The sequence below is a fragment of the Pseudomonadota bacterium genome, assembly GCA_036141575.1.
GTDB lineage: Bacteria > Pseudomonadota > Alphaproteobacteria > UBA2136 > JAPKEQ01 > JAPKEQ01.
The window spans coordinates 282,134-297,750 of sequence record JAYZXF010000017.1; the positions used below are offsets into that span (position 1 = coordinate 282,134).

15 protein-coding genes are annotated in these 15,617 nt (G+C 45.2%); 13 read left to right on the forward strand and 2 right to left on the reverse strand.

Features of this window, described 5'->3' with window-relative positions; translation table 11 throughout:
• Window positions 1-126 precede the first annotated feature (126 nt).
• Complete coding sequence (mnmA, locus tag VX730_09055; protein MEC9292535.1) at window positions 127-1,305, forward strand: tRNA 2-thiouridine(34) synthase MnmA; 1,179 nt, start codon at window positions 127-129, stop codon at window positions 1,303-1,305.
• Window positions 1,306-1,333: 28 nt separating this feature from the next.
• On the opposite strand, the gene VX730_09060 is transcribed toward mnmA, so the two are convergent.
• The gene (locus VX730_09060) at window positions 1,334-1,804 is read right to left on the reverse strand and encodes a MaoC/PaaZ C-terminal domain-containing protein (protein ID MEC9292536.1); all 471 of its coding nucleotides are present in this window, start codon (window positions 1,802-1,804) and stop codon (window positions 1,334-1,336) included.
• Window positions 1,804-2,979, reverse strand: coding sequence for an MFS transporter (locus tag VX730_09065; protein MEC9292537.1), 1,176 nt, complete (start codon window positions 2,977-2,979; stop codon window positions 1,804-1,806). Before VX730_09065 ends, VX730_09060 begins: the two co-directional genes overlap by 1 nt.
• A 188-nt stretch (window positions 2,980-3,167) precedes the next feature.
• Between VX730_09065 and rseP (VX730_09070) the strand changes: the two genes are divergently transcribed.
• From rseP (VX730_09070) to fabZ, 12 genes are all read left to right on the forward strand, one after another.
• Window positions 3,168-4,310 (forward strand): RIP metalloprotease RseP, encoded by a 1,143-nt coding sequence (rseP, locus tag VX730_09070; GenBank protein MEC9292538.1) that lies wholly within the window; start codon window positions 3,168-3,170, stop codon window positions 4,308-4,310.
• Between the two features lie 251 nt (window positions 4,311-4,561).
• A complete protein-coding gene (gene rpsB / locus VX730_09075; protein ID MEC9292539.1) occupies window positions 4,562-5,509 on the forward strand; it encodes a 30S ribosomal protein S2 in 948 nt (315 codons plus the stop codon).
• 190 nt (window positions 5,510-5,699) lie between these two features.
• Window positions 5,700-6,743: an FAD-dependent oxidoreductase gene (locus VX730_09080; GenBank protein MEC9292540.1), complete on the forward strand. Its 1,044-nt coding sequence runs from the start codon at window positions 5,700-5,702 to the stop codon at window positions 6,741-6,743.
• Between the two features lie 112 nt (window positions 6,744-6,855).
• Complete coding sequence (gene tsf, locus VX730_09085) at window positions 6,856-7,746, forward strand: translation elongation factor Ts (GenBank protein MEC9292541.1); 891 nt, start codon at window positions 6,856-6,858, stop codon at window positions 7,744-7,746.
• Between the two features lie 188 nt (window positions 7,747-7,934).
• Window positions 7,935-8,651: a UMP kinase gene (gene pyrH, locus VX730_09090; protein MEC9292542.1), complete on the forward strand. Its 717-nt coding sequence runs from the start codon at window positions 7,935-7,937 to the stop codon at window positions 8,649-8,651.
• Between the two features lie 41 nt (window positions 8,652-8,692).
• Window positions 8,693-9,250: a ribosome recycling factor gene (frr, locus tag VX730_09095; GenBank protein MEC9292543.1), complete on the forward strand. Its 558-nt coding sequence runs from the start codon at window positions 8,693-8,695 to the stop codon at window positions 9,248-9,250.
• A gap of 59 nt (window positions 9,251-9,309) precedes the next feature.
• Window positions 9,310-9,993: a polyprenyl diphosphate synthase gene (uppS, locus tag VX730_09100; GenBank protein ID MEC9292544.1), complete on the forward strand. Its 684-nt coding sequence runs from the start codon at window positions 9,310-9,312 to the stop codon at window positions 9,991-9,993.
• A gap of 105 nt (window positions 9,994-10,098) precedes the next feature.
• Window positions 10,099-11,307, forward strand: a complete 1,209-nt coding sequence (rseP, locus tag VX730_09105; protein ID MEC9292545.1) for an RIP metalloprotease RseP — start codon at window positions 10,099-10,101, stop codon at window positions 11,305-11,307.
• A 2-nt stretch (window positions 11,308-11,309) separates the two neighbouring features.
• Window positions 11,310-13,592: an outer membrane protein assembly factor BamA gene (gene bamA, locus VX730_09110; protein ID MEC9292546.1), complete on the forward strand. Its 2,283-nt coding sequence runs from the start codon at window positions 11,310-11,312 to the stop codon at window positions 13,590-13,592.
• Between the two features lie 18 nt (window positions 13,593-13,610).
• Entirely contained in the window at window positions 13,611-14,117 is a 507-nt protein-coding gene (locus VX730_09115) for an OmpH family outer membrane protein (protein ID MEC9292547.1), read from the forward strand.
• A 27-nt stretch (window positions 14,118-14,144) separates the two neighbouring features.
• Window positions 14,145-15,143, forward strand: coding sequence for a UDP-3-O-(3-hydroxymyristoyl)glucosamine N-acyltransferase (gene lpxD / locus VX730_09120; protein MEC9292548.1), 999 nt, complete (start codon window positions 14,145-14,147; stop codon window positions 15,141-15,143).
• 3 nt (window positions 15,144-15,146) lie between these two features.
• Entirely contained in the window at window positions 15,147-15,614 is a 468-nt protein-coding gene (gene fabZ, locus VX730_09125) for a 3-hydroxyacyl-ACP dehydratase FabZ (GenBank protein MEC9292549.1), read from the forward strand.
• Window positions 15,615-15,617 lie beyond the last annotated feature (3 nt).

Genomic DNA, 15,617 nt, shown 5'->3' on the forward strand with positions numbered 1-15,617 from the left:
TTACTCGTATAGTTAAAGTATGGGGATTTTATATCCACTTTTCAAGCAAAGAACGCCATTGTTTTATAAGATTTTTTTTCAGTATGGGGGTTGAAAAGGTATAAGTTTTGTCCTATATAGCAAAGCATGGATTTTTCACTACCACCATTGGTTCCAGGCAAAGCGCCAGAAGACACAACCGTTGTTGTGGCGATGTCTGGTGGCGTAGACTCTTCAGTTGCTGCGGGCCTTATGCACAAACTGGGTTACAAAACCATTGGCATCACACTCCAACTTTGGGACTACACACCAGCCAGTGATGGCGGCCAAAAAAAAGCTGGTACATGCTGCGCTCTAGATGACGTGTATGATGCCCGCCGTGTGTGTCAGACAATTGGCATTCCACACTACGTGATGAACTACGAGAGTGAGTTTAAGGAAAAAGTCCTTGATGATTTTGTTGAAACGTACCTTGCAGGCGCAACGCCAATCCCATGTGTACGCTGCAACCAACGTATTAAGTTTGATTCTCTCCTAGATAAAGCCAAACTCCTTGGCGCAGACGTACTGGTTACAGGTCACTACGTACGCAAAGGGAAGGGTGAAGATGGTAAGGGCTGGCTCCTTAAAGGGGATGACCCACAAAAAGACCAAAGCTACTTCCTGTTTGCAACAACACAGGAACAGCTGGACTTTATTGATTTCCCACTTGGTGAACTCACAAAAGAGCAAACGCGTGCCCTCGCTAAAGAGCTTGGCCTGCACCTAAGTGAGAAAAAAGAAAGTCAAGACATCTGTTTTGTACCAGAAGGTGACTACCGCAAGGTGGTTCGTAAGTTTGCACCTGAAGGCAGTATTCGCCCAGGTAACTTTGTCGATAAGACAGGTAAAGTGCTTGGTCAACATGAAGGTGTACTCGGCTTTACAGTCGGTCAACGTAAAGGCCTTGGTATTGCGCTTGGGGAACCTGTTTACGTCACTGAAATTCGCCCACAGAGCGCAGAAGTTGTGCTTGGCCCTAAAGAAGACCTTGCTGAAACAACCTTCACAGTTTCAGACATCAACTGGATTGGTGACGAAACCGATTACGACGGTAAAGAGGTTGGCCTCAAAGTACGTTACGCGCACAAAGGCATTGAAGGGCGTTTAAAGAACCTTGGCAATAACCGTGCAGAAGTGACTCTATTTGCACCTGAAGAGCAAATTTCTCCAGGGCAGGCGGCCGTTTTCTATGATGATAACCGTATGTTAGGTGGTGGCTGGATTGATATTCCAGAGCGCGCCAAACTTCCACTTGGTGAAAAAGTTAAAGTGGCGATTGCTTAAAAGAAAAGGCCCTCAAAAGGGCCTTTTTCTATGTCTCTTGTCCCTCACGAGTCGGAACAATAATTTCCCAGTTCTGGGTCAGCAGAAGTACATCGCGATCTGTGTCGTATGTTTCAAGGAAGATATTCACATATCCGCGCTTGTTTGATGATTTAGACATACGCTTATCCTTCACCACAGCTTTTACAACCAAGTTGCAGTCTGGGTGAATGCGTGTATGAAAGCGGCTATCACTGAGGTGCAGGCCAATAAGAGGTGTTTCACCAAGTGGATTACACTTCGCCATGAGGCGCATAGTAATGGCAAGCACGTTCCAACCACTGGCCACAAGCTCGCCAAAAATCGTGTCCTTTGCCGCTTCAAAATCTGTGTGCATAGGTTGAGGGTCGTACTTGTTTGCAAACTCCAGCACTTCATCAAGCCCTAAAAAGTAACTGTCCGTTTCATGGGTATCACCAATGTTGATATCCTCATAAAGTTTCGTTGGGTACTTTGCCATTAACTTTTCTCCTTCTTTGCACGTCGTGGCGCTAAATGTTTAGGGTAGGGCGCAAAGTAGGTCAGCACACTTGCGGCACCCATATAAACAATACTCCAAAACAGAAGCGTGCCCACATCAATATTTATTTTTAGGAAATATCCTGTAATCATCGGCCCTAGCGCAGAGGCACCAATACCAACAAACATAGCAATACTCTTAATCGTACCAAGGTAACGCGTGCCATATAGCTCTGGCCATAGAGAGGTAGAGGTTACAGCGCTTAGCCCTGTAGATGTCGCAATGAGTGCAAAGTACACAAACATTAAGTAAGGGTGAGGAGCGTACAACAGTACAGCAACACCAAGCATCATTGGAATATGTACAAACGGGTACATGCGCCTTGCTGTAAACTTATCAACCAAATCACCCGCAAAGAGCCCCACAAGCAAGCGTACAATCCCAAAGAAACTTAAGCCAAAGATCATCATCTTGATATCCCAGCCTTTAAACTCAGCTACAGCCCCTTGGAAAAGGAACAGGCACGTAATCAAGAAAGGCCCAATAATGCCAAATGGTAATGTCATAGAGTAGTAAGCCGTTTTTAAAACAGACCAAGGCGTATAATGCTGAATGCTATCGCCGTGCTCACGGTCCACCTTATCAGCACTTTTTACTGGATCATAAAACTCATCGTAAGGCCAAACAAGAATAAGGCCCAATACAAGAACAAGTGCCATCATCACACCACTCATCAGCATAAAGGTACTCTGCCAGCTGAGTGCACCCATAATCAGAACCGCACTTGCAGGGAGAAGCACTTCACCACTTGGCCAGCCAAGCCCTGTAATACTGACGGCTTTACCACGGTTCTCAATAAAGTAACGGCTTGTCCCAACAGATGAGATTTTAGAAAGTGTTCCTTGACCTGCAAACCGAAGCAGGAAAATCGACACACCCACCATGAATGGCGTTGCGCTATGTGTAAACAGGTAAGCCCCAACCATAAGCAGAGCCGTACTTAATACAGTCATAAGCCTAAGGTCGAGTTTATCGAGCATGACCCCAACACCCACAAGGCAAGCAGCGCTCAGTAGAGTTGCTGTTCCGTAAATAATACCAAAGTCACCTGTACTCATACCAAGATCAGCCATTAGGAAAGGTACAAATGCTGCTAAAAGAAACGTCTGCCCCATGCTTGAGCCAAAGCTATGCAAGTAGCTATAAAGAAGAGGGGGCCAGTTCTCGATGAAAAACCTGTAATATCTTTTTATCATTTTTTTGAATACAATTTTTTATTGGACAAACTATACCCTCAATGAGTAGGGTAGTTTGCATCTAAAGTCATCTTTTTTCTTTTCCTTTTTTAGCGAGGTGCCAAACAATGGGCATGTTAGCTATCATTGTGGTTTTCACCACAGTCATCGCAATTCATGAGTTCGGACATTACATCATTGCCAAATGGTGCGGTGTTCATGTGACAGATTTCGCAATTGGTATGGGACCAAAACTTTTTGGATGGACCGATAAAAGCGGTACCGAATGGAAAGTTTGCGCCCTCCCTTTTGGGGGCTATGTCAAAATGCTGGGAAACGACCCAAGACACCCTGTTCCTGAAGAACTAGAGCACAAGTCCTATACCCACAAAACACCGTTGCAACGGATTGCTATCCTTTTTGCTGGACCGCTCATTAATTTTATCAGTGGAGCAATCTTCTTTATAGGTCTCATTTTCTACTTCAATGTTGCCACTCATTACGATGTGCGTGTAACAGAAGTTCCTGCAGAAAGCATCATGCAAGAAGCAGGGTTACAAGAAGGGGACATTCTGAAAGAAGTTAACGGTATTGCTGTTGTGGATTTCACTTCATTAAGCAAAGCTTTGAACGCTGCAAAAGATGAAGGGCAATCCATCACTGTGGAACGCAAAGGGGAGACAGTTAACCTCACTTCTCCTCATTATGGTTTTGGTAACACCAGTGTTGAATTCACCAACAAACGTAACATTTACCCAAGCGTTACACGAGCCATATCAGTTGGTGTTTCTGCTAGCCTGTCCATGTTAGAGCAGCAAGCTCTCGGTGTTTACAAACTGGTCACAGGCCAAGTGAAACTAGATACATTGAGTTCTGTCATTGGCATCGGAGATACGGTTAACATGACTGTGAATGATGCTGCAGACCAGATTGAGCGCAAAAACACTCAAGAACTCAAGTCCGTGCAAGAGAGAGGCGGGATTCAATTGAATGCAGAGCCTCCTCAAGACTCAACCATTGACGCTGCCTTCCAGCAAACATGGTTTATGATCATTGCATTGAGCTTTGGTATTGGTATGATTAACCTTGTTCCCATCCCTCCGTTGGATGGTGGTCAAATCATTGTGAATACCTATCAACTTATTGCAAGACGTCCAATGCCTGATTGGGCATTTAAAGGCTACATGCTGGCAGGCCTTGGCCTGGTTCTGTTTGTGTTCCTTTATGCAAGCTATAATGATGTACTCCGCATCGTTGAAAGGCTTGGCTAAGCAATCGAAAAAAGAGTCCCACCATTTTGGTGGGGCTTTTTTGTCACTTCCGTTTGTTTTTTGTGCCTTTTCTCTTGCATATCTCTGCACAATTGCTTATATAGTTTCCAACTAAATACACACACGAAGCAGTCGCAGCTCCTGAATTTCATGTTTTGCGCATCAGTGAGTTAGTTAAATTCTAACTTCAAGACTTTGTGGAGGGCGTTTGAAATAAAACGCAAAAACTGAAAATTATGGAGATATATAACATGGCTAACTTGCCACAATTTACTATTCGTGAACTACTTGAAGCTGGTGTACACTTTGGTCACCGTACATACCGTTGGAACCCAAAAATGGGTCCATTTATTTACGGCTCTCGTAACGGCGTTCACATTATCGACCTTCAAAAAACTGTACCAATGCTTTACAGCGGTCTAGCTGTACTTAAAAACGTAGCATCTACTGGTGGCCGCGTTCTTTTTGTTGGTACTAAAACTCAAGCTAAAGACGCAATGGCTGAAGCTGCTGAGCGTTGTGGTCAGTACTACGTAAACCACCGTTGGTTGGGTGGTATGCTTACTAACTGGCGTACAATCAGCGCCTCTATCAAGCGCCTTAAGGTTCTTGAAGAGCAATTCGCTGAGCCAGAAAAAATGGCACACTTCACTAAGAAAGAGCGTCTAGGTCTTGAGCGTGAGTTCGAAAAACTTCAACTGACTCTTGGTGGTATCAAGAACATGGGTGGTATTCCAGACGCGATCTTCGTTGTAGATACAACAAAAGAAGACATCGCTCTTGCTGAAGCACGCCAACTTGGTATTCCAGTAATCGGTATCACTGATACAAACGCTGACCCAGAAGTTCTTCCTTACCCAGTACCAGGTAACGATGATGCTGCACGTGCGATTCGCTTGTTTACTCGCCTAGCATCTGACGCTGTACTTGCTGGTGTAGAAGAGCACCTAGCTAAAGCTGCAACAAAAGCTTCATCTGACGCTGCATCTAAGTCTGGTGGCCGTAAGGGTAACGTAAAACTTTCACCTAAGGCGGCAGCAGCAGCTGCAGCTGAAGAAGCATCTGAGAAGAAAGATGCTGAGAAAGTAACTAAAGTAGTTAAGAAGGCGAAAGAAGCAACTTCAAAAAAGACTGAAGAAACTGCTCCTGTAGCTGCTAAAAAAGCACCAGCTAAGAAAGCTGCTTCTGCAACTGCATAAGTAAGTCACTTTATAAGAAGGGGAGCATGTGCTCCTCTTTTTTTGTCCAATTGTTTATTTAAACACTCTTTTCATTTTGCTGAGCTTTTGTGGTTCCACACTCACACAAAATAAAAAGCCCATCTTAAAACGGCAAAGCATTGCCTTAAATCAATTGGATGAAAATGACCTAAATGCTATAACTAATCTCATGAGTAAAAGCATTGCTATTATTGGTGGAGGCATCATTGGCCTTATGAGCGCATGGCGCCTTGCACGTGCAGGCCATGCCGTTAGCGTATTTGAAAAGAACCGTACCTGCGGGTCTGAGTCAACATGCGCAGCTATTGGCGCACTTATGCCGCTACCACCTAACAAGGATGGCGATATGGCCATCTTCCAGCGCCACTCTCATAACCTATACCCAGAGTACATGAAAGAGCTCTCAGAAGATCTAGGCAAGGCGCACCCTTATAAAGCATGCAAGCGCGTACAAATTCTTCGCTCTGAAAAAGAGATCAGCATGACAAAAGAACTGGCAGAAAGCTACCCTGACTCTATCAGCTATCTCACAGAAGAAGAGGTGAGGAAACTAGAACCCCAGCTTGAAACACTCGGTTTTGGCGCGCTCTTTTGCCACGACACAGCCAGCGCAAACCCAATCCAGTTGATTAACTTGTTAGAGCAAGCCCTTCATAAATATAATATTCATATCTATAAAGGCGTCTCTGTAGAGAGCTACACAAAAACACCTCAAGGGTTTGATATTCAAACACAATCAGCAACTTTTGCCGTAGATGACATGGTTATTGCCGCAGGTCTAGGCTCACCTGAGCTCGCTTCAGACATTCCTGTGACACCTGTAAAAGGGCAGGGTCTCTCTATTGCTATGGACCGCAAGGTCATCTCACACCTCATTCGCCACCAAGGCCTTTACATTGTGCAAGATGATGACCTAACCATTCGTATTGGCGCCACGTCAGAGCCCAAAGCCGAGCACAACCTACCAGACGAAGCAGGGCAGGAGACGCTTCTGGCCAAAGCATACGAAGTTTTGCCTGCTCTTAAAGAAGGGCAAGTTACTTATATTTGGAGCGGTATGCGCCCGAAAGGCCCAGACGGAAAATTCCACATTGCACGTGAAGATTCTGCTGGCGGCGCCATTGTTGCAACCGGGCATTACAAGGTTGGAATTGGGCTTGCCCCAGCAACCGCTGAAAAAGTTGTGGAACTTGTTGCTAGCTCTTGCGTCTAAACACTTGCAATCCTGATAAAATCAGGTATTATTCAGGCAAGTTTTAAAGTGAAAACATGAAAAGTGTACCCTAAACACAGGTGTTACACGGTTATTTCAAGGATTATTAGATATGCAAATTACAGCTTCAATGGTTAAAGAACTGCGCGACATGAGCGGCGCAGGTATGATGGACGCAAAAAACGCACTCAGCGAAAACGGTGGCGACATCGAAGCAGCAATGGATTGGCTGCGTAAAAAAGGTATGGCTAAGGCAGCTAAAAAAGCTGGCCGTGTTGCTAACCAAGGTCTTGTATCAGCAGTATCAACTGGCACATCAGGTGCTATGGTTGAAGTAAACGCTGAAACTGACTTCGTTGCTAAGAACGAAGAATTCGTTAAGTTTGTAGATGCTCTTACAACTGTTGTTGCTGAAAGCGGCAAAACAGACGTTGAAGAAATCAACGCTCTTCCAATGGGTGAGTCTACAGTTGGTGAAACACTAACTGGCCTTATCGCTAAGATTGGTGAGAACATGAACATCCGTCGTGCAGCAACATGGTCTGTAGACAAGGGTATCGTTAAGTCTTACGTACACATGGGTGGTAAAATTGGTGTTGTTGTAGCACTTGAGTCTGACTCAGCTGACGCTGGCAAGCTTGAAACAGTTGCTAAAAACGTTGCAATGCACGTTGCTGCTGCAAACCCACTATACATGGACCGCACAAGTGTAGATGCTGACGCTCTTGAGCGTGAGCGCACAATCTTCATGGACCAGGCTAAAGCTTCTGGTAAGCCAGAGAACATCATCGAGAAAATCGTTGAAGGCCGCGTGAACAAGTACTACGAAGAAGTTTGCCTTGTTGACCAAGCATTCATCATGGAAACTGATAAGAAAGTTGGCCAAGTTCTATCTGAAGCTGGTGCAACTCTTAAAGGTTACACGCGCTTTGGTCTTGGTGAAGGTATTGAGAAAGCAGAAGAAGACTTCGCATCTGAAGTTGCTGCTGCAGTAGCTGGCTAATATAGCCGCTACGGTCTCACTGACCAAAATGGCGGCTTCTACCAAGAAGTCGCCATGTTACGACACGTATTGGCGTAACCGCGCACGAAGCTCAAGCAAAACCACGCTTTTGTGCAAAGCTGAGTGTAGCGTTAAATTTAAAATAGAAATATTTTAAATTGGCGGGATCAAAAAGAAAGAAAATACAAGTGACCGACCTACCGTATAAGCGCATACTCCTTAAACTTTCTGGTGAACGTTTAGGAGGTGATGGAGACGAAATTCTCTCAGTAAATGACATTGCTCACCTTGCTGAAGAGATCAAATCAATCCATGACGCTGGTGCGGAGGTCGGTGTTGTATTGGGTGCTGGTAACATTATCCGTGGTAGCGAAGCCGCTGAAGCAGGCTTTGAAGAGGCGCAAGCCCACTACATGGGCATGCTCGGTACCGTTATTAATGCTCTTGCGATGCAAAGTGCTCTCGAGCAAAAAGGCGTTTACACACGTGTGATGAGTGCCATCGAGATGCAATCTGTTGCAGAACCTTACATCCGCCGTCGCGCTATTCGTCACATGGAGAAAAAACGTGTGGTGATCTTTGCTGGTGGTACAGGTAACCCATTCTTCACAACTGATACAGCTGGCGCACTACGTGCGGTAGAAATTGGTGCTGACCTACTTGTTAAAGCAACAAAGGTTGACGGTATCTACACAGCTGATCCGAAGAAAGATCCAAACGCGAAGCATCTAAGTGAAATCACTTACAAAGACATTCTTGTAGATAACCTAAAAGTTATGGACGGTGCAGCCATTGCTCTTTGCCGTGAACACAGCCTACCACTTATGGTGTGTGATTCATCAGAGAAGGGCGGCTTTATTAAAGCCATCAACGGCGACGCGAAACGTACGATCGTTACAGGTTAATTTTAAAAGATTTAATATACTGAAAGAAGAGGAAGCAAATCATGTCTGCTGAAATTATGAAAGATATGGAAACACGTATGAACGGTGCACTAGGCGCACTTTCAAAAGAATTCGCAGGTCTGCGTACAGGTCGTGCCTCTGCTGACCTTCTAGAGCCAGTAACAGTTGAAGCTTACGGCGCAATGTCTCCACTAAACCAAGTGGGTAACGTAAACGTGCCAGACGCACGTCGCCTAAGCGTACAAGTATGGGATAAAGGTCTTGTTCCTGCTGTAGAAAAAGCAATCCGTGAAAGTGGTCTTGGTCTAAACCCAAGCAGCGATGGCGATACAATCTTCATCAACCTGCCAGACCTGACTGAAGAGCGTCGTGCTGAACTGATTAAGGTTGCACGTAAGTACGCTGAAAACGCGCGTGTAAGCATCCGTAACGTACGTCGTGACGGCATGGACAGCGTTAAAAAGCTTAAAGGCGCAAACGAAATTACTGAAGATGATCAACGCCGCATGGAAGGCGACATCCAAAAAGTAACAGACGAAAAAGTTGCTGAGGTTGACTCATCTCTTGAGAAAAAAGAAAAAGACATTATGACTGTATAAGTTGTAAGGACTTTTAGAAAAGGGCTGGCGATTCAGCCCTTTTTTTATAGGAGAGAAACATGACGAAAACACCTCGCCATATCGCCTTTATTATGGATGGTAACCGCCGATGGGCTAAAGCACGCATGATGCCTGCTATTGAAGGACATCGCCGTGGCGGTAACACCTTAAAAGACATGATTGAAGCTTGCGCAAAGCGTGATATTGAAGCTGTGAGCTTTTATGCGTTTTCTACTGAAAACTGGAAGCGTAGCGAAGAGGAGGTAACAGGCCTCCTTAAACTGCTACGTGACTTTCTTAAAAAAGAAACTAAGTTCTTTAAAGAGCACGATCTACGCTTTGTGCACCTTGGTAATACTGAAGATGGCATGCTGCCAGAGGACATTGTAGAAGGCCTCAAAACCCTCCAAGAAGAGACAAAAGATAACGCTGGCATGTCAGTATGTATTGCCATTAACTACGGTGGCCGTGATGAAATTCTGCGCGCCGTTAAAGCTTCAGGCGGTGATACAGACACATTTGAAGCCTCTCTCGATACAGCAGGGCTGCCAGATGTAGACATACTTATTCGTACCAGTGGAGAGCAGCGCCTCTCTAACTTCCTGCTGTGGCAAATGGCCTATGCAGAGTTCTTTTTTGTAGAGAAAGCTTGGCCTGCATTTAAAGCTGATGACTTAGATGAAATTCTTGCCTCATTCAGCTCAAGAGATCGCCGCTTTGGGGGCACGTCTACACCTGCTTAATCCATGTGCAATCCTGTTGCCTTAAAGCAATAATTCCTCTTGTATTTTTTGCTGTAGCCTCTAAAGTATTAGCCGTAGCTACATAAAAATAAAGAATAGAATTCTATGGACGTCTTACTCGAAATTTTAGAGATCCTTATCAATGCGCTGCCTATGGGCGACCAATTGTGGATTGTTTTCATCTTCATTCTAGTCCTCAGTATCCTTGTATTTGTGCATGAATACGGACATTACAAAGCAGCACGTATGTGTGGTGTTAACGTTAAAAGTTTTTCTATCGGTTTCGGTAAAGAGCTTTTTGGCTGGACAGATAAGCACGATACACGCTGGAAGTTTTCACTTGTACCACTTGGTGGTTACGTGGAAATGCTGGGCCAAGGCTCAGAAGAGGGCGTAAACTCAGATAATGAGCATGAATCATTTGCCAATAAAAACGTATGGCAACGTATCTTCATCGTATTTGCAGGCCCACTTGCAAACTTCCTATTTGCTTATGCCTCTCTCATGGGTCTATTTGCCATCTCTGGTGAGCAAGTTATGCTCCCTAAAGTTGGTGCTGTGATTAGCGGCCTTCCTGCAGAGCGTGCAGGCGTTCTACCAAATGATCTTGTACAGAACATTGATGGTGTAGAAATGAAAAGCTGGGAACAGCTGACTGAAACAATTGTTGCAAGTAACGGTAACACACTCACGCTAGACGTTCTAAACACAGACACGGGTGAAACACGTAACGTGCTTCTTACACCTGAACTTAACGAGCGCACAAACCACTTTGGTGAAACTGTAAAAGTACCATTTGTAGGTGTTTCTCCAGCAGGTGAGCTTGGCAGTGTGCAGCATGGTCCTATTGGTGGTCTTGTTCGTGGTTTTGAGCGTACAAACCAGTACATTGCAATGACACTTCAAGCTTTCGGTAAACTGATTACAGGTAGCATTGGTCACGAGAACCTTGGTGGCCCTGTAATGATTGCAAAGATGTCAGCTAAAGCGGCTGAAACAGGCCTTTACCCACTGATCATCTTTATGGCTGTTATTTCTGTAAACCTAGCGATTATTAACCTGTTCCCAGTACCTGTACTTGATGGTGGACACCTTGTGTTCTACTTCATCGAGATCCTTAAAGGCTCTCCAGTGAGTGAAAAATCTCAAGAGAAAGCAACACAAGCCGGTTTTGCCGCCATTGTGGTGCTCATGACCCTCGCAATTGGGAATGATATTAAACGTGAAGTGACGGGCTACTTTGATGAGCCTGAAGAAGAAACTTTAGAAGAGAGTATTGAAAAAATCTCTCCAGAAACTCAAACGGGAGAATAAAAATGATAAGCCCCTTAAAAGCACCGTTTATTACTGCTCTAGCACTTTCTACAATGACTGTAGTGGGTGCTTTTGCACAATCTATCCAGTCGATTGATGTGCAAGGCAACGAGCGTGTAGAAAGCACAACTGTTCGTAATTACCTGAGTGTAACAACTGGTGATGAATACCAGCCACGCATGGCGAACTCTATGATTAAAACGCTTTACAGCACAGGCCTGTTTGAGCACGTAGAAGTTTTCTGGAATGGTAAAGACCTCAGTATCTCTGTAAAAGAGAACCCTCTTGTAAACAAGATTGCTTTTGAAGGTAACGATGAGATTGATGATGACATCCTGAAGGAAATCATTTCTCTTCGCTCTCGTTCTATTTACACACCGGGTAAAATCCAGCGTGATGTAACAGAAGTTCAGGCTGCTTACCGTAGCCGTGGCTTTTACCTTACAGATGTAAAACCTCAAATCATTAAGCGTGACCAAAACCGCGTTGATGTGATTTACAACATCGCAGAAGGTGAGAAGACGAAGATTCGTCGTATCTCATTTGTAGGTAACGATAAATTCTCTGATGGTGACCTACGTGGCATCATTCGTACAAAAGAGAGCGCATGGTGGAGATTTATCTCGAGCGCTGACGTGTACCACCCAGAGAAAGTGGAAGTGGATAAAGACCTTCTACGTAAGTTTTACCTAGAGCACGGTTTTGCAGACTTCAACATTGTTTCTGCGGTAACTGAGCTTTCTAAAGATAAGAAAAACTTCTTCATCACATTCACAATGCATGAAGGCCCAGTTTACGACTTCGGTAACGTAGACGTAAACGTTGCTGCCAAAGAGCAGGGAATTGATGAAGAGTCTCTAAAAACTCAGCTAAACATTGAAGCAGGTGAGCGTTACAACGGCCGTCTTGTTGAAGATAACATTGATGACCTGATTGACTACCTTGGTTCTCAAGGTTTCGCCTTCCTAGATGTACAGCCTGAATTCTCTCAAGATGAAGCTGAAAAGAAAGTTGGCGTAACATTTAACGTTGTACCTGGTCCACGTGTTTACATTGACCGCGTGAACATTACAGGTAATGACCGTACACGTGACGAAGTGATTCGCCGTGAGCTTCGCTTTGCTGAAGGTGATGCCTTCTCAAGCACTAAGCTTAAGCGTTCTAAAGACCGTCTTACATACCTTGGCTTCTTTGAAGGTGTTCAGGTTACTCGTCAAGAAACAGACGATCCAGACCGTATGGACCTCAACATTCAGGTTGCTGAACAAAGCACTGGTGAAGTAAACCTTGGTGCAGGTTTCTCGACATATGAAGGTGCCCTTGCAAGCGCTAGCGTACGTGAGCGTAACTTCCTTGGCCGTGGTCAAGATGTAAACGTAGATTTTGCACTTTCTGGCAAACGTCAAGACTTCAACATCAGCTTCTTCGAGCCTTACTTCCTGCGTAAAGAGCTGGGTGCCGGTTTTGATATCTTCAACGAACGTCGTGACTTCCAATCTGAAGCATCGTATGACCTTGCGCGTACTGGTGGGGCTCTCAAGCTTGCAACAAAACTTAACGAAGTCACACGTAATACGATCTCTCTAGGTTATAAAGATGTGAAAATTGAGAACGTTGACTCTAGCGCCTCTCAGTTTGTGCAACGTGATGAAGGTAAGCAAAACTCAATCACGCTTTCTAACACACTTGCCCTTGACACACGTGATAGCCGTCTTCTACCAACACACGGTTACAGAACAGCTCTTAACATTGACTACTCTGGCCTTGGTGGGGATGTAGATTACATCCGTACAACAGTTGATGGTGCGTGGCACCGTCGCCTTGCGCGCAACGATGATTACATCCTTTCTGTTGGTGGTCGTGCGGGTTACATTAATGACCTAGGTCAAACACTCCCTCTATACGAAAACTTCCAAGCTGGTGGTAACAGTCTTCGTGGTTTCGATACAGGTGGTATTGGTCCTCGTGATACAACAACTGGCGATGCTCTTGGTGGTCGTATGATGGCTGGTCACAATATTGAACTCAGCTTCCCACTAGGCGCTGAACTGAAAGAAATGGGCGTACGCGGTCTTGTCTTCCAAGACGGTGGTATCGTAACTGACTTTGACGACGGCGGCCTTGCCGGTGTAACAGACAGTAAGAAGTACCGTCTTACAGCAGGTGTAGGTGCCTACTGGCAGAGCCCTCTTGGTCCGCTCCGCTTTGAGCTCGGTTTCCCAATTTCTAAAGCAGCAGAAGATGAAAAACAAATTTTCAGCTTCTCGTTCGGAACACGTTTTTAAGAAAAGGAATATACTTAAATGCTAAAACCTATCCTTCTCTCTGTAACTCTAAGCCTTGCTGCCCTTACGGCAGCACAGGCGCAAACAATTGCCACAGTTGATGCGCAGGGTATTGTTAACCAAACCAATGCAGCTCAACGTGCCATGAAGTCTCTTCAGAAGAAAACAGACGAAGCACAAACTGAAATTGATGCCATGGAAGCAAAGATTTCTAAACAACAAGAAACCCTTGAAAAGAAAAAGGGCGTTGTGAGTGAGTCTGCTTTCCTAGATGAGCAAGATAAACTACGCAAATCTCTTCGTGAGTACCGCAACAAAGCGCAAGCCATCCAAGAAGACATCGACCGCGAGAACATGAAGCTCCGTAAAGAGATCACTGATGTTGTGCGTGATGTTGTTGAAGAAATCGCCAAAGAGAAGGGCTATGAAGCTGTGATCGCACACTCTCTACTGCTATACAGCAAAGAGAACATTGATATCAGCGACGAAGTCCTTAAGCGCGCGAACCAAAAGCTAGACAAATAAACCTATTTGTCGTATACAACAGGTATTATGATGCAGCTTAAAGACATTGCAGATGCCGTAAAGGCACCCCTTACTGAAACCCATCAAGGGGTTTCAGTTTATGGAGTGAAGACACTTAAGAACGCTGATGAAGGATCTATCAGCTTTTTAAGCAATTCTAAATACGCTTCAGATGCAAAAGATACGGGAGCCACTGCGGTTCTTGTGAGCCCGAATGATGCGGACTGTTTGCCAGACCACGTGATTCCTCTTGTGGTTGATAACCCATACGCAGCTTTTGCTGTGGCGCTTTCACTGTTCCACCCAACGCCGACTGCTGAAGCAGGTGTACATGGCAGTGCAGAAATTCACTCTGGCGCACGCGTGGCTCCATCTGCTGAAATTGGCCCATACGTTGTGATTGAAGACGATGTAGAAGTGGGCGAAAACTGTATTATTGAATCACATGTTGTTCTTAAACGTGGTACGCGCATTGGCGAAGGGACACGTATTGGCTCTGGCTCTGTATTGCAAAAAACAAAAGTTGGCGCGCATTGCTTGTTCCACTCAGGTGTTAAGACGGGCCAAGACGGCTTTGGCTTTGCCCCAACAGGTACAGGCGTTATTAAAGTGCCTCAAGTTGGTGGCGTTGTTATTGGTAGCCATGTTGAACTTGGCGCAAACGTAACCATTGACTGCGGCGCTCTTGAAGACACAATCATTAGTGACGGCTGTAAGCTCGATAACCAAGTTCAAATTGCACATAACGTTAAGCTTGGCATGTTCTGCATGATTGCAGGGCAGGCGGGTATTGCAGGCAGCACAACACTCGGTAACGGTGTTATTGTCGGTGGTCAAAGTGCCATTGCAGGCCATATCTCTATTGCAGACGGCACAACACTGGCTGGCCGTACAGGTGTCACTAAATCTATTACAAACCCTGGTGAAACATGGGCGGGCATGCCAGCTCTTCCTGTAAACCAGTGGCGCCGCATGAATGCATCAATTATGCGGTTGATGAAATCTAAAATGAAAGGAGCGAAATAATATATGGGCTTTCCAGTTTCTAAAGAACCAATGACTGAGTACAACGTGCGTGAGCTACTGCCACACCGTGAGCCAATTCTACTTGTGGATCATGTACTAGACCTTGAGATTGGCGAGAGCATTATTACTGAGCGCACTTTCCCAGAAGGCGACCCTGTGTTTGATGGTCACTTCCCAGGCAACCCAATTATGCCGGGTATGCTAACAATTGAAGCCCTTGCACAAACAGCAGGTGTCCTGATCAACATTACAAATGAGAAGACAGCAGATGAGTCTCTGTTCTTCTTTATGAGTGTTGATGGCGTAAAATTCCGCCGCCCAGTTCTACCGGGTATGACAATCCGTTTCTACGCAACACAGATTCAAAAGCGCGGCCACGTGTATAAGTTCTTTGGTGTTGCCCGTGATGAAAACGGTGACAAAATGGCCGAAGCGACATTTACAGCGAAGTGGAGCGAAAGAGCCGAATAATGT